The organism is Herbiconiux aconitum (assembly GCF_024979235.1).
GTDB classification, from domain to species: Bacteria; Actinomycetota; Actinomycetes; order Actinomycetales; family Microbacteriaceae; genus Herbiconiux; species Herbiconiux aconitum.
In genome coordinates this window covers 1,616,845-1,638,972 of record NZ_JANLCM010000002.1, presented here as the reverse complement: position 1 = coordinate 1,638,972, position 22,128 = coordinate 1,616,845, and the positions used below count along the sequence as shown (strand labels likewise).

The window sequence follows — 22,128 nt, the reverse complement described above, 5'->3', positions numbered from 1 at the left end:
CGCTGACGCGGCCGCGCGCTCACCCTGGGTCGTCCTGGAGCGGCCTGTCGCGTTCGATCTCGTGCTGATCCACTCGGTGAGGGACGAGACCGCGTGAGATGGGCTCAGACCGCGCGGAGAACGGCGACCACTTTGCCGAGGACGGTGGCGAAGTCGCCGAGGATGGGCTCGAAGTTGCTGTTGCGGGGGAGCAGCCAGGTGTGACCGTCGCGCTGGCGGAAGACCTTGACCGTGGCCTCCTCGTCGAGCATGGCGGCCACGATGTCGCCGTTCTCTGCCGTGTTCTGCTGACGGATGACCACCCAGTCGCCGTCGCAGATCGCCGCGTCGATCATCGATTCGCCGACCACCTTCAACATGAAGAGGTCGCCGTTGCCGACGAGCTGGCGGGGGAGGGGGAAGACCTCGTCGACCTGCTGCTCGGCGGTGATCGGGATGCCTGCCGCGATGCGGCCGACCAGCGGCACGAGCGTCGCGTCGCCCACGGGTGGGGCGGAGTCGATGTCGGGGGTCTGATTCGCATCCGACCCCGGAACGTCGATCAGCACCTCCATCGCGCGCGGCCGGTTGGGATCGCGCCGGAGGTAACCGCTCAGCTCGAGCTGATTCAACTGATGCGTGACGCTCGACAGGGAGGAGAGCCCGACGGCGTCGCCGATCTCGCGCATGCTCGGCGGGTAGCCCCGCGCGATCACCGAGCGCTGGATGACGTCGAGGATGGCGAGCTGCTTGTCGCTCAGGCTCTTTCGCCGCCGGGTGCGGCCCGCATCGTTCGCCACGTCTACCTGCTTTCTGGTCGATCTGATCGCCTTCACCGCATCAATGTCGGTGGCTGGTGATTGAGTTCTCCTGTTGGTCGAAACTGTATCCGAGAACTGCTCGAAAACGTACATGAATTCGAGTGTGTCGCTGATTCTCGAAGACATTTCGACTTGACGACACGAAAAATCGAATATACATTCGGAACATAACTTCGCACCGGCGCTCCCGGCCGAGCGCCGGTGCGAATCCCTCAGGAGGAATCATGAGCTACGCAGCACCTCTCGGAACCGCACACGCCACTCGGCTGCGCATCACGTCCCGTGGTCGCAAAGTTCTCGCTGTGGTGATCGCTCTTCCCGCCATCACCGTGCTCGGCCTGCTCGCGATGTTCAGCGGTGGGTCCGCCATCGCCACGGGCAGCGCCGGATCGGCTGATTTCGACTACCTGACGGTCCAGGCCGGGCAGAGCCTCTGGGGCATCGCCGAGACGATCGCGCCGGATGCCGACCCGCGCGACGTGATCGCCGAGATCATGAGCCTCAACCAGCTGCACGAGTCCTCGGTGCAGCCGGGCCAGCGCATCGCCGTTCCGGTCGATTTGGCGAACTGATCCGTCAAGGTCGACGGGGCGAGTCGGCCGACCTCGGGCGGTAGAATTCCTCGGGTGACTTCACTCGATGATCTGCCCATTCGAGACGACCTCCGCGGTCTCAGCCCCTACGGCGCTCCGCACCTGCACCTGCCGGTGGAACTGAACGTCAACGAGAACACCCATCCGATTCCCGAAGACGTGGCGCGCGACATCATCGAGTCCATCGCCCGCGAGCTGCTCACCGTCAACCGCTACCCCGACCGCGAGTTCACCGCTCTGCGCGACTCGCTCGCCGGCTACCTCGGTGCCGGCCTCACGCGCGACAACATCTGGGCCGCCAACGGTTCCAACGAAGTGCTGCAGCAGATCCTGATGGCCTTCGGCGGGCCCGGCCGTTCGGTGCTCGGCTTCCCGCCCACCTACTCCATGCACTCGATCATCGCCGCCGCCACCGGCACCCGCTGGATCGCGGGGGAGCGCGACGAGGGCTTCGAGATCTCGCCCGAGACCGCGGTCGACTGGATCGAGCGCACGAATCCCGACATCGTCTTCTTCTGCTCGCCGAATAATCCCACGGGAACCGCGCTCGGTCTCGATACGATCGCGGCGGCATACGACGCGACCGACGGCATCGTGGTGGTCGACGAGGCCTACGCCGAGTTCACGCCGAGCGACGAACCGGATGCACTGAGCCTGCTCGAGGGGCGGCCGCGTCTCATCGTCTCCCGCACCATGAGCAAAGCCTTCGCCTTCGCCGGTGCCCGCCTCGGCTACCTCGCGGCCGACCCGGCGGTGACGGATGCCCTGCGTCTTGTGCGCCTGCCCTACCACCTCTCCGCACTCACCCAGGCGGCGGCCGTTGCCGCCCTGGCCCACGCCCCCGAGATGCTCGCGATGGTCGACGACATCAAGGCCCAGCGCGACCGCATCATCGAGGGCCTCAGCGCGCTGGGCTACTCACCGTGGCCGAGCGCCTCGAACTTCGTGCTGTTCGGCGGGGTCGACGACCCGGAGTGGCTGTTCGACCGGCTGATCGAGCGGGGCATCATCATCCGCAACCTCAGCATCCCGGGTCACCTGCGGGTGAGCGCGGGCACACAGGCCGAGACCACAGCGTTCCTCGACGCCATGCGCGAACTGACGGCGGAGAGTGTCGAACGGCCTCTCGGTAGGATCGTGCCATGACTGAACCCCGCACCGCCCACCTCCAGCGGGAGACGAGCGAGTCGTCGATCGACCTCACCCTCGACCTCGACGGAACCGGCGTCTCCGACATCCAGACGTCGGTGCCGTTCTACGACCACCTGCTCACGGCGTTCGCGAAACACTCCCTCACCGACCTCACTGTGCGGGCGAAAGGCGACATCGAGATCGACGTGCACCACACGGTCGAAGACGTCGGGATCGTGCTGGGTCAGGCCATCCGTCAGGCGCTGGGCGAGAAGACGGGCATCTCGCGCTTCGGCGACGCTCTCGTGCCGCTCGACGAGGCGCTCGTGCAGGCCGTGGTCGACATCTCGGGCCGCCCTTACCTCGTGCACTCGGGGGAGCCGGCCGGGTTCGAGTTCCACCTCATCGGCGGCCACTTCACGGGCGCCATGGTGCGTCACGTCTTCGAGGCCATCACCTTCAACGCCGGGCTCACGGTGCACCTCACCGTGCTCGGCGGCCGTGATCCGCACCACATCGCCGAGGCCGAGTTCAAGGCGTTCGCGCGGGCGTTCCGCCAGGCGAAGGCGCTCGATCCGCTCGTGAGCGGCGTGCCGTCGACCAAGGGCGCCCTGTGATCCGGATGCGCGCATGAGCGACCCGCAGCGCCGTCCGTCGGTCGTCGTTCTCGACTACGGCAGCGGCAACATCCACTCCGCCGCCAAAGCACTCGAGCGTGCCGGCGCCGACGTGACCGTCACGGCCGATCGCGCGACTGCGCTGGAGGCCGACGGGTTGGTCGTGCCGGGCGTCGGCGCGTTCAGCGCCGTGATGGAGCAGCTGAACGGCGTTCGCGGCGGCGAGATCATCGACAAGCGGCTCGCGGGTGGGAGACCGGTGCTCGGCATCTGCGTCGGCATGCAGGTGATGTTCGCCGACGGCATCGAGCGGGGCGTCGACACGGAGGGCCTCGCCGAGTGGCCCGGCACCGTGAAACGGCTCGACGCCGAGGTGGTGCCGCACATGGGCTGGAACACCGTCGAGTCGCCGGCCGATTCGGTGCTGTTCGCGGGCATCCGGGATCAGCGCTTCTATTTCGTGCACTCCTACGCCGCGCAGGACTGGCACCTCACCCCCGACAAGACGCACCGCCCGCCGCTGGTCACCTGGGCCGAGCACGGCTCGCGCTTCGTGGCCGCGGTGGAGAACGGGCCGCTCTCGGCCACGCAGTTCCACCCGGAGAAGTCGGGAGACGCCGGCATCCGGTTGATGGCGAACTGGATCGGCACCCTGCGGTAGATTTCCCAGGGGCGTTTTCTGCGCCCGTTCCATACTTCCGAGGACACCCTGTGATGAGCGAGTTCAACAAAGCGCCCGGTCTCGTGCTGCTTCCGGCCGTCGACGTCGCCGACGGCAAAGCCGTGCGGCTGACCCAGGGCAGGGCCGGCACCGAGACCAACCATGGTGATCCGGTCGACGCGGCGGCGGACTGGATCGCGCAGGGTGCGGAGTGGATCCACCTCGTCGACCTCGACGCGGCGTTCGGGCGCGGCAGCAACCTCGGCATCATCAAGAAGGTCATCCGCCAGGCCCGAGGGGTCAACGTCGAGGTCTCGGGCGGCATCCGCGACGACGAGAGCCTCGAGACGGCGCTCGAATCCGGGGCGAAGCGCATCAACCTCGGCACCGCCGCCCTCGAGAACCCCGAGTGGGCCGCCAACGTCATCGCCCGCTACGGCGACGCGATCGCCGTCGGCCTCGACGTGCGCGGCACGACGCTCGCGGCCCGCGGCTGGACCCAAGACGGTGGTGACCTCTGGCAGGTCATGGACCGTCTCGAAGAGGCCGGCTGCGCGCGATACGTCGTGACCGACGTCACGAAAGACGGCACGCTGAAGGGCCCGAACGTCGAGCTGCTGCGCCAGGTGATGGAGCGCACCTCGCGCCCCGTCATCGCTTCGGGGGGCATCTCGAGTCTCGACGACATCGCCGAGTTGCGCGCACTCGTGCCGCTCGGTCTCGAGGGCGCGATCGTGGGTCGCGCGCTCTACTCCGGAGCCTTCACGCTGGCCCAGGCACTGGACGTGGCGTCTGACTGAGCACGGGCATCCGTCGCCCGGGCCCGGCGACTCCGCGGGCCAGCCGTGGAAGGGTCGGCACTTCGAGTCGCACGGCAGTGAGAACGACGACGGCAGCGCTCCCGAGGAGCTGATCGCCGCCATCCAACGTTTCCGTGACGACCGCGACAACGATGGCGCGAGTCAGTCCGATGTCGTCGACGCCCTCCGGGGCGTTCGCCTCCTGGTGCCGCTGGTCGCCCATGCGGGCGACGAGGGGGTGACGGATGCCGGCCTCCGCGTCGACAAGACGCAGGAGCTCTCCCTCGTCACGGTGAGCGGCCCCGACGGCCGCCGCGTGCTGCCCGCCTTCACGTCGGTGGAAGCGCTGGCGGTCTGGAACCCGACGGCGCGCCCCATCCCGGTCGCGGCCCGCCGAGCAGCCCTGGCGGCGGCGGCGGAGGACACCGAGCTCATCGTCATCGATCCGGGCTCGCCGACCGAGTTCGCACTGCGGCGCCCAGCCGTCTGGGCGATCGCGCAGGATCTGCCCTGGCAAGCGCCCACGGCCGACCCCGCGGTCGCTGCCGCGTTCGAGCGTTCGATCTCCGGCGAACCCGCAATCGCCGCCTTCCGGCTGGTGGCGGGTGATCCGGATGCGCGGCTGAGCGGTCGTGAACTCGTCGTGCTGCTCGCCCTGCTGCCCGGCCTCGATCAGGCGGCGCTCGGTGCCCTGGTCGGCCGGCTGCAGGATGCGTGGGCGCAGGATGCGACTATCGCCGAGCGCGTCGATTCGCTCGGTGTGAAGCTGACCGCCGTCAGCTGACCGGACCGGTGTACTTCTCGCCCGGTCCCTCGCCCACCGGGTCCTGAATGGGCGACGCCTCGCGGAACGCCAGCTGCAGCGAACGCAGCCCGTCACGCAGGCTGCGGGCGTGCTGGTCTCCGAGGAACGGGGCGGATGCGGTCACGAGTCCCGCCAGGGCCGTGATGAGCTTGCGCGCCTCATCGAGGTCGGTCTCCACATCGGGGTCGTCGGAGAGCCCGCACTTCACGGCGGCCGCGCTCATCAGGTGCACCGCCGTGGTGGTGATGACCTCGATCGCGGGCACCTCCGCGATGTCCCGGATCGCGCTGGCATCATGGAAATCGCTCATCGCGAGACATCCTTACTGTTTCGACGAGTCTCTGCTAGACTCTCTGAGGCTCTGGGACCTTTGGTCTCAGTACGAAAGTGGAGAATCTCCCACCCGCGCATACCGCTTCATTAGGTTACCGGGTCAAAGCACCGTGTTTTTGTCGCCCAGCAGTACGAGGGCGCGCACGCGGGATTCCTTGCTTTCGTGACAACGAACGAAACTAAGGAGTAACGCATCAGCGATCCCCGTACAAACGACCGTATTCGAGTCCCCGAGGTGCGCCTCGTGGGCCCAGGCGGCGAGCAGGTCGGCGTCGTCAGTATCGACGTCGCCCTTCGGCTTGCCCAGGAAGCAGATCTCGACCTCGTCGAGGTCGCGCCCAATTCCAAGCCTCCGGTCGCGAAGATCATGGACTACGGAAAGTTCAAGTACGAAGCCGCGCAGAAGGCCAAGGAAGCCCGTCGCAACCAGGCGAACACCATCCTCAAAGAGGTGCGGTTCCGTCTGAAGATCGACGTCCACGACTACGAGACCAAGCGCAAGCGCGCCGAAGGGTTCCTCAAGGCTGGCGACAAGGTCAAGGCGATGATCCTCTTCCGCGGCCGTGAGCAGTCCCGCCCCGACCAGGGTGTGCGCCTGTTGCAGCGCTTTGCCGAAGACGTGGCCGAGTTCGGCACCGTCGAGTCGAGCCCCACGATCGATGGCCGCAACATGGTCATGGTCATCGGCCCGCTGAAGAACAAGTCCGAGGCCAAGGCCGAGGCGAACGCCAAGCGCGACGCCACCAAGGCCCGTAACCACGAAGCAGCCCCGGCTGAACAGACCACTCCGGCCGAACCGGCCGAGTAACCGAGCCAGAACACACAAGGAGAACCAATGCCCAAGATGAAGACCCACTCCGGGTCCAAGAAGCGTTTCAAGGTCACCGGAAGCGGCAAGATCATGAAGCAGCAGGCCGGTATGCGCCACAACCTGGAGGTCAAGGCCCCGGGGCGCAAGGCTCGCCTGAACAAAGACCAGGTGCTGTCGAAGGCCGACACCAAGGTTGCCAAGAAGCTTCTCGGCCTGTAGTCACCGACTGCCGCCGACCAGAGACCAGAAGGAATAAAGAACAATGGCAAGAGTAAAGAGGGCCGTCAACGCCCACAAGAAGCGTCGCGTCATCCTCGAGCGCGCAGAGGGCTACCGCGGTCAGCGGTCGCGCCTCTACCGCAAGGCCAAGGAGCAGGTCACCCACTCCCTCGTCTACTCCTACCGTGACCGCCGTGCGCGCAAGGGCGACTTCCGCCGTCTGTGGATCCAGCGCATCAACGCTGCGTCGCGTCTGAACGGCCTGACCTACAACCGCTTCATCCAGGGCCTCGCTCTGGCGGGCATCGAGGTCGACCGCCGCATCCTCGCGGAGCTGGCCGTCAACGAGCCGGCGACCTTCGCCGCTTTGGTCGAGAGCGCGAAGTCGGCTCTGCCGGCTGACACCTCTGCGCCGAAGAGCGCTGCGTAGTCAGAATCCTTCACGAACCTCACCACGAGAACTGAAAAAAGAGAGCGCCACATGCTTGACAATCCGCGATCACCGCGCGTTCGGGCAGTGGCGAAACTCGCCAAGAAGGGAGCCCGGTCCGAGACCGGGCTCTTTCTCTTGGAGGGGCCGCAGGCCGTTTCCGAGGCACTGACCTTCAGCCCTCACCTGCTCGTCGAGCTCTTCGCGACCCCCACCGCTCTCGAGCGCTACACCGAGATCGCTCAGGCCGCGGAGTCCGCCGGCATCAACGTCGAGTTCGTCACCGAGCAGGTGCTCGACGCCATGGCCGACACGGTCACGCCTCAGGGCTTCGTCGCGGTCTGCAAGCAGTTCCCCACGGCCGTGAAAGACATCTTCTCCGCGGGCCCGCGGCTGATCGCCATCCTCGAAGAGGTGCGCGACCCCGGCAACGCGGGCACCATCATCCGGGCGGCGGATGCGGCGGGTGCGGATGCCGTCATCCTCACCGGCCGCTCCGTCGACCTGTACAACCCGAAGGTCGTGCGCTCCACCACCGGGTCGTTGTTCCACCTGCCGGTCGCCATGGAGGCGACTCTGGCCGACGTCGTGGAGCGCGCCCGTGAGGCGGGCCTCCAGACGCTCGCCGCCGACATCAAGGGCGACGACCTGCTCGACGTGCGCACCGCCGGACTCCTCGGCAACCCCACCGCGTGGGTGTTCGGCAACGAGGCGAGAGGGCTCGCAGACGAACAGCTCACCCTGGTCGATCGCGCCGTCTCGCTGCCCATCTACGGCCAGGCGGAATCGTTGAATCTCGCCACGGCGGCATCCGTCTGTCTGTACGAAAGTGCCTTCGCACTGCGCTCCTGAACCGCCCGATCCGTGCCGCTCGTGTTTCGCTTCGGTTACAGTCGTCGATTACTCGTTGCTGAGCCTGGAACGGGTGTGGTTGGGTAAGGCATCATGGATGCGCACACCACCCCCGTTCGAGGGACAGGGGGTGCTGCCGATCCCCTCGTCGTCATCGATCACGTCGACAAGCACTTCGGCGATCTCCACGTCCTGAAAGACATCGACACCACGGTCGCCCGCGGCGAAGTGGTGGTCGTCATCGGCCCCTCGGGCTCCGGCAAGTCGACGCTGTGCCGAGCCATCAACCGGCTCGAGACCATCGACTCGGGCACGATCTCCATCGACGGCATCGCGCTCCCGAACGAGGGCCGCGAGCTGGCCACGTTGCGGGCCGATGTCGGAATGGTGTTCCAGTCGTTCAACCTCTTCGCCCACAAGACGGTGCTCGAGAACGTGACCCTCGCGCCGATGAAGGTGCGCAAGCTCTCGAAGAAGGCTGCCGAGGAGCGCGGGATGGCCTTGCTCGAGCGGGTGGGCGTGGCCGATCAGGCGCAGAAGCTCCCGGCGCAGCTCTCCGGTGGTCAGCAGCAGCGCGTGGCCATCGCCCGGTCGCTCGCGATGGAGCCGAAACTCATCCTGCTCGACGAGCCGACCAGCGCTCTCGACCCGGAGATGATCAACGAGGTGCTCGACGTGATGGTCGGTCTCGCCAAAGACGGCATGACCATGATCGTCGTCACCCACGAGATGGGCTTCGCCCGCAAGGCGGCTGATCGGGTGATCTTCATGGCCGACGGCCGCATCGAAGAAGAAGCCTCGCCCGAGGAGTTCTTCGGCGCCCCCAAGTCACCGAGAGCGAAAGACTTCCTCTCGAAGATCCTCGCCCACTAGGCGGGAACACCCCCGCGCACAGCCGTTGCGGGGAATGCACGTAGCACCAGCTGAACAGCACGAAGAGAGGTACGAACCATGAGGCACACGAAGCTGTCGTTCTTCGCACTCGCCGCGGCCACCGCGGTCGTTCTGACCGGATGTGCGGGGTCGACCGATCCCGCCACCGAGGACTCCATATCCACCCCCGAACCAGCGCCGAGCTTCGCCGAAGGGTCGACGATGGCAGCGCTGGCCGACGCAGGCACCATCACGATCGGCACCAAGTTCGACCAGCCGCTGTTCGGTCTGCTCGGCCCTGACAACGTGCCGGTGGGCTTCGACATCGAGATCGGCAAGATCATCGCGTCGAGCCTCGGCATTCCCGAAGACAAGATCGAGTGGAAAGAGGCCGTCTCGGCCAACCGCGAACCGTTCATCCAGAACGGCGAGGTCGACCTCGTGGTCGCCACCTACACGATCAATGACAAGCGCAAGGAGGTCGTCTCCTTCGCCGGCCCGTATTACATGGCGGGTCAGTCGATCCTGGTCAAGGCCGACAACGACGACATCAAGACCGAAGACGACCTGGTGGGCCAGCCGGTCTGCTCGGTGACTGGATCGACCCCGGCCGCCAAACTCGCCGAGATCGGCGCCCAGCCGCTGCTCACCGACACCTACACCAACTGCCTTGAGCCGCTGCGGAGCGGTCAGGTGGTCGCCGTGTCGACCGACAACGTGATCCTGGCCGGTCTCGCCGCCCAGAACGAGGGCGAGTTCAAGGTGGTCGGCAAGCCGTTCACCGATGAGCCCTACGGCATCGGTCTCGCGCTCGACGACACCGAGTTCCGCGACTACATCAACGACGTGCTCGAGAAGTCGTATGAAGACGGCAGCTACCAGGAGGCCTGGGACTCCACGGCCGGCCAGGTGCTGGAGTTCGTCGACCCGCCGGCCGTCGATCGCTACTGACGCGCCGACCCACACCAGAGGAACGACTGCCACCACATGAACGATTGCGGCCAATGAACGGATGCGGATGAACGCCATCATCGAGAACCTGCCCAGGTTCCTCGACGGATTCGGCATGACTCTGCTGCTGCTCGTGGTGTCGGGCACGGGTGCGCTCGTGCTCGGCACCGTGGTGGCGGCCATGCGCATCGCGCCGGTGCCCTCGTTGAACGGCTTCGCCGCCTTCTACACCGAGACCCTGCGCAACACACCGCTCACGCTGGTGCTGTTCTTCTGCGCGATCATCCTGCCCTACCTCGGATCGACCCTGCCCTACCTCGCCTGCGCCATCATCGGGCTCACGCTCTACACCTCGCCCTTCGTGGCCGAGGCGTTGCGGTCGGGCATCAACGGGGTGCCGGTGGGGCAGGCCGAGGCTGCGCGGAGCCTCGGGCTCGGCTTCCGGCAATCGGTGACGCTGATCATCTTTCCGCAGGCGTTCCGGATGGTCATCCCACCACTCATCAACGTGTTGATCGCCCTCACCAAGAACACCTCGGTGGCCGGCGGCTTCTTCGTGGTGGAGCTGTTCACGGTGGCCAAGGAGTTGTCCAACGCGAACGGGAACGCGGTCATCGCCATCCTGCTGGCCATCGCGGCCTTCTACCTGGTGGTCACGATTCCGCTCGGCATCCTCTCCGGCCGACTCGAACGACGATTGGTGGTGCAGCGATGAGTGCTTCCGTTCTCTTCGACGCTCCCGGTCCCAAAACGCGGCGGCGATCGCTGATCATCTCGCTGATCGTGCTCGCCGTCTTGATCGCCGGAGTGGTCTGGATCGCGTTCACCCTCGCGCAGCCCCGCGAGTCGTCGGGCCTCAAACTTCCGGGGTACTTCGCGCCGAGCCGGTGGGACATCTTCGCCGACCCCCAGGTCTGGGGCTTCATCGGTCAGGGTCTCCTCAACACCTTGAGGGCTGCGGCCGTCGCGGCCGCGATGGCGCTCGTGGTGGGCGTGCTCTTCGCGATGCTTCGCACGTCCGTCTATGCCGCGGTGCGCATCCCGACCACCGTCGTGCTCGAATTCTTCCGCGGCATGCCGGTGCTGCTGATGATGCTGTTCATCCTGCTCGTCGCCTCGACCGGCGCGTTCTGGGCCGTGGTGATCGCCCTCGGCATCTACAACGGCGCCATCATCGGCGAGGCATTGCGGTCAGGACTCGCGTCGTTGCCGCGCGGTCAGCGCGAGGCGGGACTGAGCCTCGGCCTCACCCGGCTGCAGACCAAGATGTCGGTCGAGTTCCCGCAGGCCTTCCGTCAGATGCTGCCGGTGATCGTGGCGCAGCTCGTGGTTCTGCTGAAAGACACCAGCCTCGGGTACATCGTGGGCTACAACGAGTTGATCCGCACCACGATGAACAACCTCGCCAGCTTCTACGGCAACCGCTACCTCTTCTCGCTGTTCATCGTGACCTTGGTCATCTACCTCGCGGTCAACCTGTCGCTGTCGTGGGTGGCTCGCCGGCTGGCCCGCCAGCGGCGGGGTCGCGGCGGTGGCGCCGGCCCCATCGTCATCACCGATGGGGCCGAGACCGGCGGGCGTGTGCTGATTCTGCCGGCGCCGGCGGATGCGCCGGGAGGCAATCCGGAGAACCGCACGACCGAGTAGAACGGCGGCTCGCGATGCCGCGTAAACTTATCCTTCGTGTCTGAACCCATCGCAATAACCGAGTCGGCGGTGAGCGACGCTGTCGACGCGGCGCTCGCAGCTCTCGAAGCCGCCACCGATTCGGCGGCCCTCCGCGCCGTGCGCACCGAGCACGCCGGCGAGCACTCGCCGCTGGCCACCTTCAACGCCGCCATCAAGTCGCTCCTGGGCGACCAGAAGGCTGCCGCCGGCAAGCTGGTCGGGCAGGCCCGCGCGCGGGTCAACCAGGCGATCGCTGCTCGGGAAACCGAGGTCGTGGCGCTCGAAGAGGCTGGACGCCTTGCCGACGAAGCGATCGACGTGACGGCCGTCGCCACCCGGCGCCGGATCGGAGCCCGGCATCCGTTGTCGCTCCTCCAAGACCGCATCGCCGACATCTTCGTGGGCATGGGGTGGGAGGTCGCCGAGGGCCCCGAGGTCGAGAGCGAGTGGTTCAACTTCGACGCCCTGAACTTCGATGCCGACCACCCGGCACGCGCGATGCAGGACACCTTCTTCATCGACCCGCCGGAGTCGCACCTCGTGCTCCGCACGCACACCAGCCCCGTTCAGGTGCGGAGCCTGCTCGAGCGCGAGCTGCCGGTCTACGTCATCGCACCCGGCCGGGTCTACCGCACCGACGAGCTCGACGCCACGCACACCCCGGTGTTCAGCCAGGTCGAGGGCATCGCCATCGACAAGGGCCTGACCATGGCTCACCTGCGTGGCACGCTCGAGCACTTCGCCCGGCAGATGTTCGGCGAGGAGGCGAAGATCCGTCTGCGCCCGAACTACTTCCCCTTCACCGAGCCGAGTGCCGAGATGGATGTCTGGCAGCCGAACGCCAAGGGCGGGGCGCGTTGGGTGGAGTGGGGCGGTTGCGGCATGGTGAACCCCAATGTGCTGCGCTCGGCCGGCATCGACCCCGACGAGTTCTCGGGCTTCGCCTTCGGTATGGGTATCGAGCGCACTCTCCAATTCCGCAACGACCTCAACGACATGCGCGACATGGTCGAGGGTGACGTGCGGTTCTCACAGCAGTTCGGAATGGTGGTCTAGTCGTGCGGGTACCGATCAGCTGGCTCGCGGAGTACGTCGACCTCCCGGCCGACGCGAACATCGCCGACATCCACGCCGCCCTGGTGAAGGTGGGTCTCGAAGAAGAGGGCTCGCACGACTTCGACCTCAGCGGCCCGATCGTCGTGGGGCAGGTGCTCGAGTTCGTCGAGGAACCGCAGTCCAACGGCAAGACCATCCGCTGGTGTCAGGTGCGGGTGGCGCCCGAGGGCCAGAGCGCAGCCGACGGGGGAGCGGATGTGCGGGGCATCGTCTGCGGCGCCCGCAACTTCGAGATCGGCGACAAGGTGGTGGTGACCCTCCCGGGTGCGGTGCTGCCCGGCGGTTTCGCCATCGCGGCGCGCAAGACCTACGGCCACGTCTCCGACGGCATGATCGCTTCGGCGCGCGAGCTCGGCCTGGGCGACGAGCACGACGGCATCCTGAGGCTCGCGACGCTCGATCTCGATCCCGAAGTGGGAACGGATGCGATCGCCCTGCTGAGCCTCGACGACCAGGCCGTCGAGGTCAACGTCACGCCCGATCGCGGCTACGCGTTCTCGATCCGCGGAATCGCCCGCGAATACTCGCACTCGACCGGAGCGGCCTTCCGCGACCCGGTCGCACGCGTCACGCCGGTGGTGGGAACCGGGTTCCCGGTGGCCATCCACGACGAGGCCCCGATCCGTGGCCGCGTCGGCGCCACCGTCTTCGTCACCCGTGTGGTGCGGGGAGTCGACCCCACCCGTCCGTCGCCGGCCTGGCTGATCGCGCGGCTGAAGCTCGCGGGCATCCGTTCGATCTCGTTGATCGTCGACATCACGAACTACGTGATGCTCGAATTCGGCCAGCCCATCCACGGCTACGACCTGGATGCGTTGCAGGGCGGCATAGTGGTGCGTCGCGCCGCCGAGGGGGAGACCCTCGAAACGCTCGACGGTCAGACCCGTACGCTCGACCCCGAAGACCTGCTCATCACCGACGACCGCGGGGCCATCGGCCTCGCTGGCGTGATGGGCGGCGCGGCCACCGAGATCTCCGACGCCACCACGAACGTGCTGATCGAGGCCGCGAACTTCGACCCCGTGTCGATCGCGCGCACCGCCCGGCGCCACAAGCTGCCGAGCGAGGCCTCGCGCCGCTTCGAGCGCGGCGTCGATCCGAAAGTCGCGCAGCCCGCGGCGGCCCGAGTGGTGGAACTGCTGGAGACGCTCGCCGGTGGCACGGCCGACGGTCTGGGCTCGGTGCACCACGAGCATCCGGAACTCGGCTCGATCATGCTGCCGTTCGGCTACGTGCAGCGCCTGGTCGGGGTCGACTTCACACCCGACGACATCGCGAGCTCCTTGGCCGAGATCGGATCGGTGGTGGAAGAGAACGCCGCCGGCTTCGAGGTCTCCCCGCCCTCGTGGCGCCCCGACCTGATCGACAAGGCCTCGCTCGCCGAAGAGGTGGCGCGCATCGTGGGCTACGACCGCATCCCGAGCGTGCTGCCGGTGGCTCCGCCCGGGCGCGGTCTCACGGTGTCGCAGGTCACCCGCCGTCGAACAGCGGATGTGCTCGCTGCCGGCGGCCTCACCGAGGTGCTGGCCTACCCGTTCCTGAACGCGGCGCAGAACACCGCCTTCGGCAGCCCCGACGACGGCGAGGTTCCCGCCATCCGCGTCGCCAACCCGCTCGATGAGGGCGCGGCTCTGCTCCGCACCTCGCTCATCCCGGGGCTCATCGACATCGCGCGCCGCAACCTGTCGCGCGGCCTCACCGACCTCGCCCTGTTCGAATTGGGTCTGGTCTTCCGTCCCGAAGCCGGGCGCAGCTACGGTCAGCCCGAGTTGCCGGTGGGTGCCGCGCTGCCGAGTGACGACGATCTCGGGCGGCTGCACGCGGGCATCCCGCCGCAGCCCCGTCATGTCGGCGTGCTGCTTCTCGGAAATGCCGTCGACAAGCAGCCCGGGCAGCCGGCCGTGCCCGTCGGGATCGCCGACGCGCTCGACGTGGTGCGCCTGCTCGAGTCGGCGCTCGCCGTCGAGCTGCGGGTGGAACCGGGTCTCCACAAGTCGATGCACCCGGGCCGCACCGCCGAGATCTTCGTCGAGACACCGGAGGGGGAGAAGAGCGTCGGATTCGCCGGTGAGATCCTTCCCGCCCTCACCCACGAGCTCGACCTGCCGCGCGTCGTCGCGGTCGCCGAACTCGACCTCGATGTGCTGATCGCCGTGGCCGGTTCGACGATCGAGGTCGCCCCGATCAGCGGCTACCCCGCGGCGACTCAAGATCTCTCGCTCGTGGTGGCCGAAAACGTGCCGGCGGGCGAGGTGCGGCGCGCGATCGTCGAGGGAGCGGGCGAGCTCTTGGAGAGCATCCGTCTCGTCGACGACTACCGCGGAGTCGGACTTCCGGATGCCGCCAAGTCGCTCACCTTCGCCCTCCGTTTCCGGGCGCCCGATCGCACCCTCACGGCCGCCGAGGCCAGTGCTGCGAAGCTCGCGGGTGCTGCCCGCGCCGCCGAACTCCACTCGGCGACGGTGCGGGAATAGGGCCAGGACGATACGGCTAGATTGGATTCATGGTCTATTCAGTCGCGGTGGCGGGAGCCAGCGGATACGCCGGGGGCGAGGTGCTCCGTCTGCTGAGCGCGCATCCGGAGTTCGAGGTGCGAACCGTCACGGCGCACGCCAACGCGGGCCAGCAGCTCACGAGCGTGCACGGCCACTTGCGCTCCTACCGGGGAATGGTGCTTCAGGAGACGACCCCGGATGTCTTGAAGGGCCACGACGTCGTCTTCCTCGCACTGCCGCACGGCAAGTCGGGCGCGCTGGCCGACGAACTCGGTGACGCGAGCCTTGTGGTCGACTGCGGCGCCGACCACCGGCTGGTCAGTGCGAGCGCGTGGGAGCAGTTCTACAAGTCGGAGCACCATGGCTCCTGGCCCTACGGCTTGCCCGAGCTGGTGCTGGCTTCCGGCGCCAAGCAGCGCGAGAACCTCGTCGGCGTGAACCGCATCGCCGTTCCCGGCTGCAACGTCACCGCCGTGAGCCTGGGGCTGGCACCCGGCATCCGCGCCGGCGTCATCCAGCCCATCGACCTGGTCGCTGTGCTCGCCGTCGGTCCGTCCGGCGCCGGCAAGACGTTGCGCACCGACCTGCTCGCGAGTGAGCTGCTCGGCTCGGCGCACGCTTATGGCGTCGGCGGCACCCACCGGCACGTGCCCGAGATCGTGCAGAACCTCACGGGTGCGGGCGGTGAGGCCGTGACGGTCTCGTTCACCCCCGTGCTCGTGCCGATGGCCCGCGGCATCCTGGCCACCTCGACCGCTCGCCTGCAGCCGGGGGTGAGCGCCGCCGACGTTCGTTCGGCGTGGGAGCTCGCCTACGCCGACGAGCCCTTCGTCGAGTTGCTGCCCGAGGGATCCTTCCCCTCCGTCAGCGACACGATCGGCGCCAACACCGCGCTGATCGGGCTCGCGGTCGACGAAGCGGCCGAGCGTGTCGTGAGCGTGACTGCGCTCGACAATCTGGTGAAGGGAACGGCCGGGGCCGCCATCCAGTCGACGAACATCGCGCTGGGCCTCCCGGAGCGGCTCGGTCTCAGCATCGATGGGCTCGCGCCGTGAGCGTCACCCGGCCGGCCGGGTTCCGCGCCTCGGGTGTCGTCGCACGCCTGAAATCGACCGGTGCCCGCGATCTGGCTCTGGTGGTGAACGACGGGCCGCGTAGGAGTGCTGCCGCGGTGTTCACCTCGAACCGCGCGAAGGCGAATCCGGTTCTCTGGTCGGAGCAGGTGGTGAAAGACGGCACGGTCGAGGCCGTCATCCTCAACTCCGGGGGCGCGAACTGCTTCACCGGAGCTTTCGGCTTCCAGACCACGCACGCCGCCGCCGAGGCCGTTGCCGCAGCGCTCGACATCTCGGCGTCCGACGTGCTCGTGTGCTCCACGGGCCTGATCGGCGTGGGCGACCAGATCTTCCGCGACAAGATCGTCGACACCGTTCCCGCCGCCGTCGCCGCGCTCTCCGCGGAGACCGGGGGAGCGGATGCGGCGACCGCCATCATGACCACCGACACGCATCCGAAGGAGGCCGTCGTCGAGTCGGCCGCCGGCTGGTCGATCGGGGGTATGGCGAAGGGGGCCGGGATGCTCGCACCGGGCCTAGCGACGATGCTGGTCGTCATCACCACCGATGCCGACCTCGGCCCGGAGGTGCTCGACCGCGCGCTCCGCTCGGCCACCCGCGTCACCTTCGACCGCGTCGACTCGGATGGCTGCATGTCGACCAACGACACGGTCGCCCTCCTCGCCTCCGGCGCCTCCGGAGTCGTCGCAGACGAGGCCGAGTTCACCGAGGGCCTCACCGCGCTCTGCCGCGACCTCGCCCTGCAGCTGCAGCGCGACGCGGAGGGGGCGAGCCACGATATCGCGATCGAGGTCGTGAACGCCGCGAGCGAAGACGACGCCGTGGTGGTGGGCCGCGCCGTCTCGCGCAGCAACCTCCTGAAGGCCGCGATCTTCGGCAACGACCCGAACTGGGGTCGCGTGCTCGCGGCCCTCGGAACGACGGATGCCGCGTTCGACCCCTACGCGATCGACGTCTCGATGAACGGCGTGATGGTGTGCCGCGCGGGCGAGCCCGGAGACGACCGCGAGCTGGTCGACCTCACGCCGCGCGCCTGCACGATCCTGATCGATCTGAAGCAAGGCGCGGCTTCGGCCACCATCTGGACCAACGACCTCACCCACGACTACGTGCACGAGAACAGCGCGTACGCCAGCTGATGCCCGAATACGCCGTTCCCTCCGCCGCCGCTGCCGAGCTCGCGCACGTCAAGGCGCAGACGCTGATCGAGTCGCTGCCCTGGCTGAAGCGCTTCCATGGGCAGGTCATCGTGGTGAAGTTCGGCGGCAACGCCATGGTCGACCCCGATCTGCAACGCACCTTCGCCGAAGACATCGTCTACCTGCGTTCGGTGGGCATCCGTCCGGTCGTGGTGCACGGCGGGGGGCCGCAGATCTCGCAGATGCTCGAGCGGCTCGGCATCGAGAGCGAGTTCCGTGGTGGCTACCGGGTCACGAGCCCGGAGGCGATGGACGTGGTGCGCATGGTGCTCACCGGCCAGATCAGTCGCGACATCGTGAGCCACATCAATGAGCACGGCCCGCTCGCGGCGGCCCTCTCGGGCGAAGACGCGGGGTTGTTCGAGGGTCAGAAGCGTCAGGTCGAGATCGATGGCGAGCTCGTCGATCTCGGGCTCGTCGGCGACGTGGTGGGCGTGAACCCGGAGGGCGTGCTCGCGCAGCTCGACGCCGGGCGCATCCCGGTGGTCTCCTCGATCGCCCCCGACATCGACGAGCCCGGCCAGGTGCTCAACGTCAACGCGGATGCCGCGGCGGCGGCCCTGGCGGTCGCGCTGAACGCGGCGAAGCTCGTCATCCTGACCGACGTCGCGGGGCTCTACAGCGACTGGCCGAACCGCGAATCGCTCGTCTCGGTGATCGGGAGCGAGGAGCTGCGCGCCCTGCTGCCGAGCCTCGAGTCCGGCATGATCCCCAAGATGTCGGCCTGCCTCGAAGCGGTCGACGGCGGTGTGGCCAAGGCCGCGATCATCGACGGCCGCGAGGCGCACTCCATCCTTCTCGAAGTATTCACCCCGGGCGGTGTCGGCACGGAGGTCGTGCCGGCGGCCGCCCACTGAACCGGAGGCCACTCGTGCCAGGCGCTGAGACGGACACCCCATGGCAGAGCCGATTCGGCTCCTCCCTGATGCGTACGATGGGGTCGCCGCTTCGCATGCTCGTGCGCGGCGAGGGCGCGTACGTCTGGGATGACGAGGGCACCGAATATCTCGACTTCCTCGCGGGCATCGCGGTGAACTCACTCGGCCATGCCCATCCGGTGTTCGTCGACGCGATCTCCCGCCAGGCGGCGACCCTGGCCCATGTCTCCAACTACTTTTCCACTCCGCCGCAGATCGAGCTCGCCGAACGGCTGAAGCGCATCACCGGCGCGGGCGTGGGAGGGCGCGTCTACTTCTGCAACTCGGGTGCCGAGGCGAACGAGGCAGCTTTCAAGCTGGCGCGGTTGAACTCCTCCGGCACCCGCACGAAGATCGTCGCTCTGAACAACGGATTCCATGGGCGCACGATGGGGGCGCTGTCCCTCACCGGCAAGCCCGCGATGCGCGAGCCCTTCGAGCCGATGCCCTCGGGGGTGGTGCACATCGACACCACGATCGAGGCGCTCGAATCCACGATCGACGACTCGGTCTCCGCCCTCTTCGTCGAGCCCATCAAGGGCGAGGCGGGCGTTCTGCCGTTGCCCGAGGGCTTCCTGCGGCGGGCCCGCGAGCTCACGGAGCAGCACGGAGCGCTGCTCATCGTCGATGAGATCCAGACCGGCGTTGGCCGCACCGGCGCCTGGTTCTCCTACATGCACGACGGGGTGGTTCCGGATGCGGTCACCGTGGCGAAGGGAATGGCCGGCGGTTTCCCGATCGGATCCCTGGTGACCTTCGGCTGGGCCTCCGACCTCTTCACGCGCGGTCAGCACGGCAGCACCTTCGGTGGAAACCCCCTCGCCACCGCCACGGCCAACGCGGTGCTCGGCGAGATCGAGTCGGCCGGGCTCGTGGAGAACGCGGCGCGGCGCGGCACGGAACTCCGAGCTGTGATCGACGGTCTCGAGTCGCCGCTGGTCGAGGAGATCCGCGGCCAGGGTCTGCTCATCGGCATCGGCTTGACCGAGCCCGTTGCCGGCCAGATCTCGGATGGGGCCCTCGCGAACGGTCTCATCATCAACGCGCCGAACGACTCCAGCATCCGCATCGCACCACCGCTGATCATCGGCGACGACGAGGTGCGTGTGTTCGCCGAGCGGCTCCGACGAGCCTTCGACGCCGTCGTCGCCGACTGACCGACGCTATCCTGATCCTTTCGACGAACCTGAACTCGACCCTGAGGCGAACCATGACCAGGCACTTCCTTCGCGACGACGACATCACGCCGGCCGAGCAGCAACAGATCCTCGACCTCGCCGTCGAGCTGAAGAAGGACCGCTTCCAGGCGAAACCGTTGGCCGGACCGCAGACCGTCGCGGTGATCTTCGACAAGTCGTCCACCCGCACGCGGGTGTCGTTCGCGGTCGGGATCGCCGATCTCGGAGGTGTGCCGCTCATCATCTCCACTGCGTCGAGTCAGCTCGGCGGCAAGGAGACGGCGTCCGACACCGCACGGGTGCTCGAGCGCCAGGTCGCGGCGATCGTCTGGCGCACCTACGCGCAGTCGGGGCTGGAGGAGATGGCGGCCGGCACTCGGGTGCCTGTGGTCAATGCGCTGTCCGACGACTTCCACCCCTGTCAGCTGCTGGCCGATTTCCTGACGATCCGCGAACACCGGGGCGAGCTGGCCGGCTTGACCGTCGCATTCCTCGGCGACGGGGCGAGCAACATGGCGCAGTCCTACCTGCTCGCGGGCGCGACCGCCGGAATGCACGTGCGGGTCGCGAGTCCCGTCGAGTACTCGCCCGCCGCATCCGTGGTCGCCGATGCCGAGAAGCGAGCAGCAGAGACCGGGGGATCGGTGACCGTGCTGACCGATCCGGCGGAGGCCGCGGAGGATGCCGACGTCATCGTCACCGACACCTGGGTGTCGATGGGCAAAGAAGACGAGAAGGCCGAGCGTGTGAAGACGTTCGGCGGCTACCAGGTCGATCCGGCGATGATGGCGCGCGCCAAGAGCGACGCTCTCTTCCTGCACTGTCTCCCCGCCGACCGCGGCTACGAGGTCGCCGCCTCGGTGATCGACGGACCGCAGAGCGTCATCTGGGACGAGGCGGAGAACCGTCTGCACGCCCAGAAGGCGCTGCTGGTTTGGCTGTTCGAGCAGAACGAGCAGTCCGCTCCCGCCAGAAAGGCGGGGTTCTGATGAGCGACGACGTCTCGTCACGGGCCGCCGAAGCCGGCGCCCTCTGGGGCGGCCGCTTCTCCGGCGGCCCCGCTCCGGAGCTTGCCGAACTCAGCCGCTCGACGCACTTCGACTGGCAGCTCGCGCAGTACGACATCGCGGGTTCGCGCGCTCATGCGAAGGCGCTCGCCCGCGCGGGGTATCTCGACGAGACCGAGCTTGCCGGCATGCTGCAGGCACTCGACGACCTCGCGGCCGCGGTCGACAGCGGCGAGTTCACCCCGCAGCCCATGGATGAAGACGTGCACTCCGCCCTCGAACGCGGCTTGATCGAGTTCTCCGGGCCAGAGCTCGGCGGCAAGCTCCGCGCCGGCCGCAGCCGCAACGACCAGATCGCCACGCTGGTGCGGATGCTCCTGCGCGATCATGCGGCGACGCTCACGAGGCTCCTCGTCGACCTGATCGATGCCACCGCCTCGCAGGCCGACGCGAACTTCGACGCCATCCTTCCCGGCCGCACCCACCTGCAACACGCCCAGCCCGTGTTGCTCGCGCATCAACTCCTCGCGCACTGCTGGCCACTGGTGCGCGACATCGAGCGGCTGCGCGACTGGGATGCCCGGGCCAACGCGTCGCCCTACGGCTCCGGCGCGTTGGCCGGCAACACCTTGGGTCTCGATGCCGAGCTCGTCGCCCACGACCTCGGTTTCGCGCACGGAGTCGAGAACTCCATCGACGGCACCGCCTCGCGTGACGTGGTGGCAGAGTTCGCCTACGTCACCGCCCAGATTGGAATCGACCTCTCGCGGTTCGCGGAGGAGATCATCATCTGGAACACGAAGGAGTTCGGCTTCGTCACGCTCTCGGATTCGTATTCCACCGGTTCGTCGATCATGCCGCAGAAGAAGAATCCCGACATCGCCGAGCTCGCCCGCGGCAAGGCGGGCCGTCTGATCGGCAATCTCGCCGGACTGCTCGCCACGCTGAAGGGCCTTCCTCTCGCCTACAACCGCGATCTGCAGGAGGACAAGGAGCCGGTCTTCGATTCGATCAAGACGCTCGAGGTGCTGCTTCCCGCCTTCACGGGCATGGTCGCCACGCTCACCTTCCACACCGAGCGGATGGCCGAGCTGGCGCCGCAGGGCTTCTCGCTGGCGACGGATGTCGCGGAGTGGCTCGTGAAGCAGCACGTCACCTTCCGCGATGCGCACGAGATCACCGGCACGCTGGTGAAGTTCGCCGAAGACCACGACCTCGACCTCGACCAGCTGAGCGACGAGCAGTTCGCCGCCATCTCGCCGCACCTCACTCCGCAGGTGCGCTCCGTGCTCACCATCGAGGGTTCGGTGGCGAGCCGCGACGGCTCCGGCGGTACCGCCGGAGTGCGGGTGCGCGAGCAACTGGCCGCCCTGACCGAACGGGTGCGGGCACTCGTCTCGCAAACCGGAGCCCTACCCGGAGGCGCCTGATGAACGACAAGAACCCGAAGCCCGAGCGCGAACCCGGCGATCCCGGATTCTGGCGGCGTCCGCTGCCGAACCGCGTGGTCTGGCTGATCATCGCCCTGGCGGGTGTCGTGGTGATCGCCGGCATCGTGGTCAGCCTCTCGCTCGGCGTCCGTCTGTTCTGACCCGG

Annotated in this window: 25 protein-coding genes; 23 read left to right on the top strand and 2 right to left on the bottom strand. The window is 67.7% G+C overall.

Annotated features, from left to right (window positions below; genetic code table 11):
* Nucleotides 1-104 precede the first annotated feature (104 nt).
* Nucleotides 105-779, bottom strand: a complete 675-nt coding sequence (gene lexA / locus N1027_RS19225; RefSeq protein WP_259510326.1) for a transcriptional repressor LexA — start codon at nt 777-779, stop codon at nt 105-107.
* Nucleotides 780-1,024: 245 nt separating this feature from the next.
* Here lexA and N1027_RS19220 point away from each other — a divergent pair, with 245 nt between their 5' ends.
* Genes N1027_RS19220 through N1027_RS19195 form a run of 6 tightly spaced genes read left to right on the top strand, consistent with a single transcriptional unit; the run spans nt 1,025 to nt 5,386 of the window.
* On the top strand, nt 1,025-1,372 hold the full coding sequence (locus tag N1027_RS19220) for a LysM peptidoglycan-binding domain-containing protein (protein ID WP_259510325.1): 348 nt from the start codon (nt 1,025-1,027) through the stop codon (nt 1,370-1,372).
* A 54-nt stretch (nt 1,373-1,426) separates the two neighbouring features.
* Nucleotides 1,427-2,539, top strand: coding sequence for a histidinol-phosphate transaminase (locus N1027_RS19215; RefSeq protein ID WP_259510323.1), 1,113 nt, complete (start codon nt 1,427-1,429; stop codon nt 2,537-2,539).
* Entirely contained in the window at nt 2,536-3,141 is a 606-nt protein-coding gene (gene hisB, locus N1027_RS19210; protein WP_259510316.1) for an imidazoleglycerol-phosphate dehydratase HisB, read from the top strand. Before N1027_RS19215 ends, hisB begins: the two co-directional genes overlap by 4 nt.
* 13 nt (nt 3,142-3,154) lie before the next feature.
* Nucleotides 3,155-3,802: an imidazole glycerol phosphate synthase subunit HisH gene (gene hisH / locus N1027_RS19205; RefSeq protein WP_259510314.1), complete on the top strand. Its 648-nt coding sequence runs from the start codon at nt 3,155-3,157 to the stop codon at nt 3,800-3,802.
* 53 nt (nt 3,803-3,855) lie between these two features.
* Complete coding sequence (priA, locus tag N1027_RS19200; RefSeq protein WP_259510312.1) at nt 3,856-4,602, top strand: bifunctional 1-(5-phosphoribosyl)-5-((5-phosphoribosylamino)methylideneamino)imidazole-4-carboxamide isomerase/phosphoribosylanthranilate isomerase PriA; 747 nt, start codon at nt 3,856-3,858, stop codon at nt 4,600-4,602.
* A complete protein-coding gene (locus N1027_RS19195; RefSeq protein ID WP_259510497.1) occupies nt 4,595-5,386 on the top strand; it encodes an SseB family protein in 792 nt (263 codons plus the stop codon). The genes priA and N1027_RS19195 overlap by 8 nt, the downstream gene beginning before the upstream one ends.
* Here the strand turns inward: N1027_RS19195 and N1027_RS19190 are convergent.
* Nucleotides 5,379-5,717: a DUF1844 domain-containing protein gene (locus N1027_RS19190; RefSeq protein ID WP_259510310.1), complete on the bottom strand. Its 339-nt coding sequence runs from the start codon at nt 5,715-5,717 to the stop codon at nt 5,379-5,381. The genes N1027_RS19195 and N1027_RS19190 overlap by 8 nt on opposite strands.
* A 258-nt stretch (nt 5,718-5,975) precedes the next feature.
* Between N1027_RS19190 and infC the strand changes: the two genes are divergently transcribed.
* The 17 genes from infC (at nt 5,976) to N1027_RS19105 (ending at nt 22,123) form a co-directional block, all read left to right on the top strand.
* The gene (infC, locus tag N1027_RS19185) at nt 5,976-6,548 is read left to right on the top strand and encodes a translation initiation factor IF-3 (protein ID WP_372499773.1); all 573 of its coding nucleotides are present in this window, start codon (nt 5,976-5,978) and stop codon (nt 6,546-6,548) included.
* 27 nt (nt 6,549-6,575) lie between these two features.
* Nucleotides 6,576-6,770, top strand: a complete 195-nt coding sequence (gene rpmI / locus N1027_RS19180) for a 50S ribosomal protein L35 (RefSeq protein WP_092556969.1) — start codon at nt 6,576-6,578, stop codon at nt 6,768-6,770.
* A gap of 43 nt (nt 6,771-6,813) precedes the next feature.
* Nucleotides 6,814-7,200, top strand: coding sequence for a 50S ribosomal protein L20 (rplT, locus tag N1027_RS19175; protein WP_259510300.1), 387 nt, complete (start codon nt 6,814-6,816; stop codon nt 7,198-7,200).
* Between the two features lie 51 nt (nt 7,201-7,251).
* Nucleotides 7,252-8,052 (top strand): TrmH family RNA methyltransferase, encoded by an 801-nt coding sequence (locus tag N1027_RS19170; RefSeq protein WP_259510298.1) that lies wholly within the window; start codon nt 7,252-7,254, stop codon nt 8,050-8,052.
* A 93-nt stretch (nt 8,053-8,145) separates the two neighbouring features.
* Nucleotides 8,146-8,925, top strand: coding sequence for an amino acid ABC transporter ATP-binding protein (locus N1027_RS19165; protein ID WP_259510297.1), 780 nt, complete (start codon nt 8,146-8,148; stop codon nt 8,923-8,925).
* Between the two features lie 78 nt (nt 8,926-9,003).
* A complete protein-coding gene (locus N1027_RS19160; RefSeq protein ID WP_259510295.1) occupies nt 9,004-9,876 on the top strand; it encodes a glutamate ABC transporter substrate-binding protein in 873 nt (290 codons plus the stop codon).
* Nucleotides 9,877-9,943: 67 nt separating this feature from the next.
* On the top strand, nt 9,944-10,591 hold the full coding sequence (locus N1027_RS19155) for an amino acid ABC transporter permease (RefSeq protein WP_259510293.1): 648 nt from the start codon (nt 9,944-9,946) through the stop codon (nt 10,589-10,591).
* Nucleotides 10,588-11,523, top strand: coding sequence for an amino acid ABC transporter permease (locus N1027_RS19150; protein WP_259510291.1), 936 nt, complete (start codon nt 10,588-10,590; stop codon nt 11,521-11,523). The genes N1027_RS19155 and N1027_RS19150 overlap by 4 nt, the downstream gene beginning before the upstream one ends.
* A gap of 36 nt (nt 11,524-11,559) precedes the next feature.
* Nucleotides 11,560-12,600, top strand: coding sequence for a phenylalanine--tRNA ligase subunit alpha (gene pheS / locus N1027_RS19145; protein WP_259510289.1), 1,041 nt, complete (start codon nt 11,560-11,562; stop codon nt 12,598-12,600).
* Between the two features lie 2 nt (nt 12,601-12,602).
* Entirely contained in the window at nt 12,603-15,134 is a 2,532-nt protein-coding gene (gene pheT / locus N1027_RS19140) for a phenylalanine--tRNA ligase subunit beta (RefSeq protein WP_259510281.1), read from the top strand.
* A gap of 29 nt (nt 15,135-15,163) precedes the next feature.
* The gene (gene argC / locus N1027_RS19135) at nt 15,164-16,210 is read left to right on the top strand and encodes an N-acetyl-gamma-glutamyl-phosphate reductase (protein ID WP_259510273.1); all 1,047 of its coding nucleotides are present in this window, start codon (nt 15,164-15,166) and stop codon (nt 16,208-16,210) included.
* Nucleotides 16,207-17,370, top strand: coding sequence for a bifunctional glutamate N-acetyltransferase/amino-acid acetyltransferase ArgJ (gene argJ / locus N1027_RS19130; RefSeq protein ID WP_259510271.1), 1,164 nt, complete (start codon nt 16,207-16,209; stop codon nt 17,368-17,370). Before argC ends, argJ begins: the two co-directional genes overlap by 4 nt.
* Complete coding sequence (argB, locus tag N1027_RS19125) at nt 17,370-18,287, top strand: acetylglutamate kinase (protein WP_259510269.1); 918 nt, start codon at nt 17,370-17,372, stop codon at nt 18,285-18,287. Before argJ ends, argB begins: the two co-directional genes overlap by 1 nt.
* On the top strand, nt 18,284-19,504 hold the full coding sequence (locus N1027_RS19120) for an acetylornithine transaminase (RefSeq protein WP_284439266.1): 1,221 nt from the start codon (nt 18,284-18,286) through the stop codon (nt 19,502-19,504). The genes argB and N1027_RS19120 overlap by 4 nt, the downstream gene beginning before the upstream one ends.
* Before the next feature lie 53 nt (nt 19,505-19,557).
* Nucleotides 19,558-20,514: an ornithine carbamoyltransferase gene (argF, locus tag N1027_RS19115; RefSeq protein ID WP_259510265.1), complete on the top strand. Its 957-nt coding sequence runs from the start codon at nt 19,558-19,560 to the stop codon at nt 20,512-20,514.
* Nucleotides 20,514-21,962, top strand: coding sequence for an argininosuccinate lyase (gene argH, locus N1027_RS19110; protein ID WP_259510263.1), 1,449 nt, complete (start codon nt 20,514-20,516; stop codon nt 21,960-21,962). Before argF ends, argH begins: the two co-directional genes overlap by 1 nt.
* Nucleotides 21,962-22,123 (top strand): hypothetical protein, encoded by a 162-nt coding sequence (locus tag N1027_RS19105; protein ID WP_259510261.1) that lies wholly within the window; start codon nt 21,962-21,964, stop codon nt 22,121-22,123. The genes argH and N1027_RS19105 overlap by 1 nt, the downstream gene beginning before the upstream one ends.
* Nucleotides 22,124-22,128: the final 5 nt, after the last annotated feature.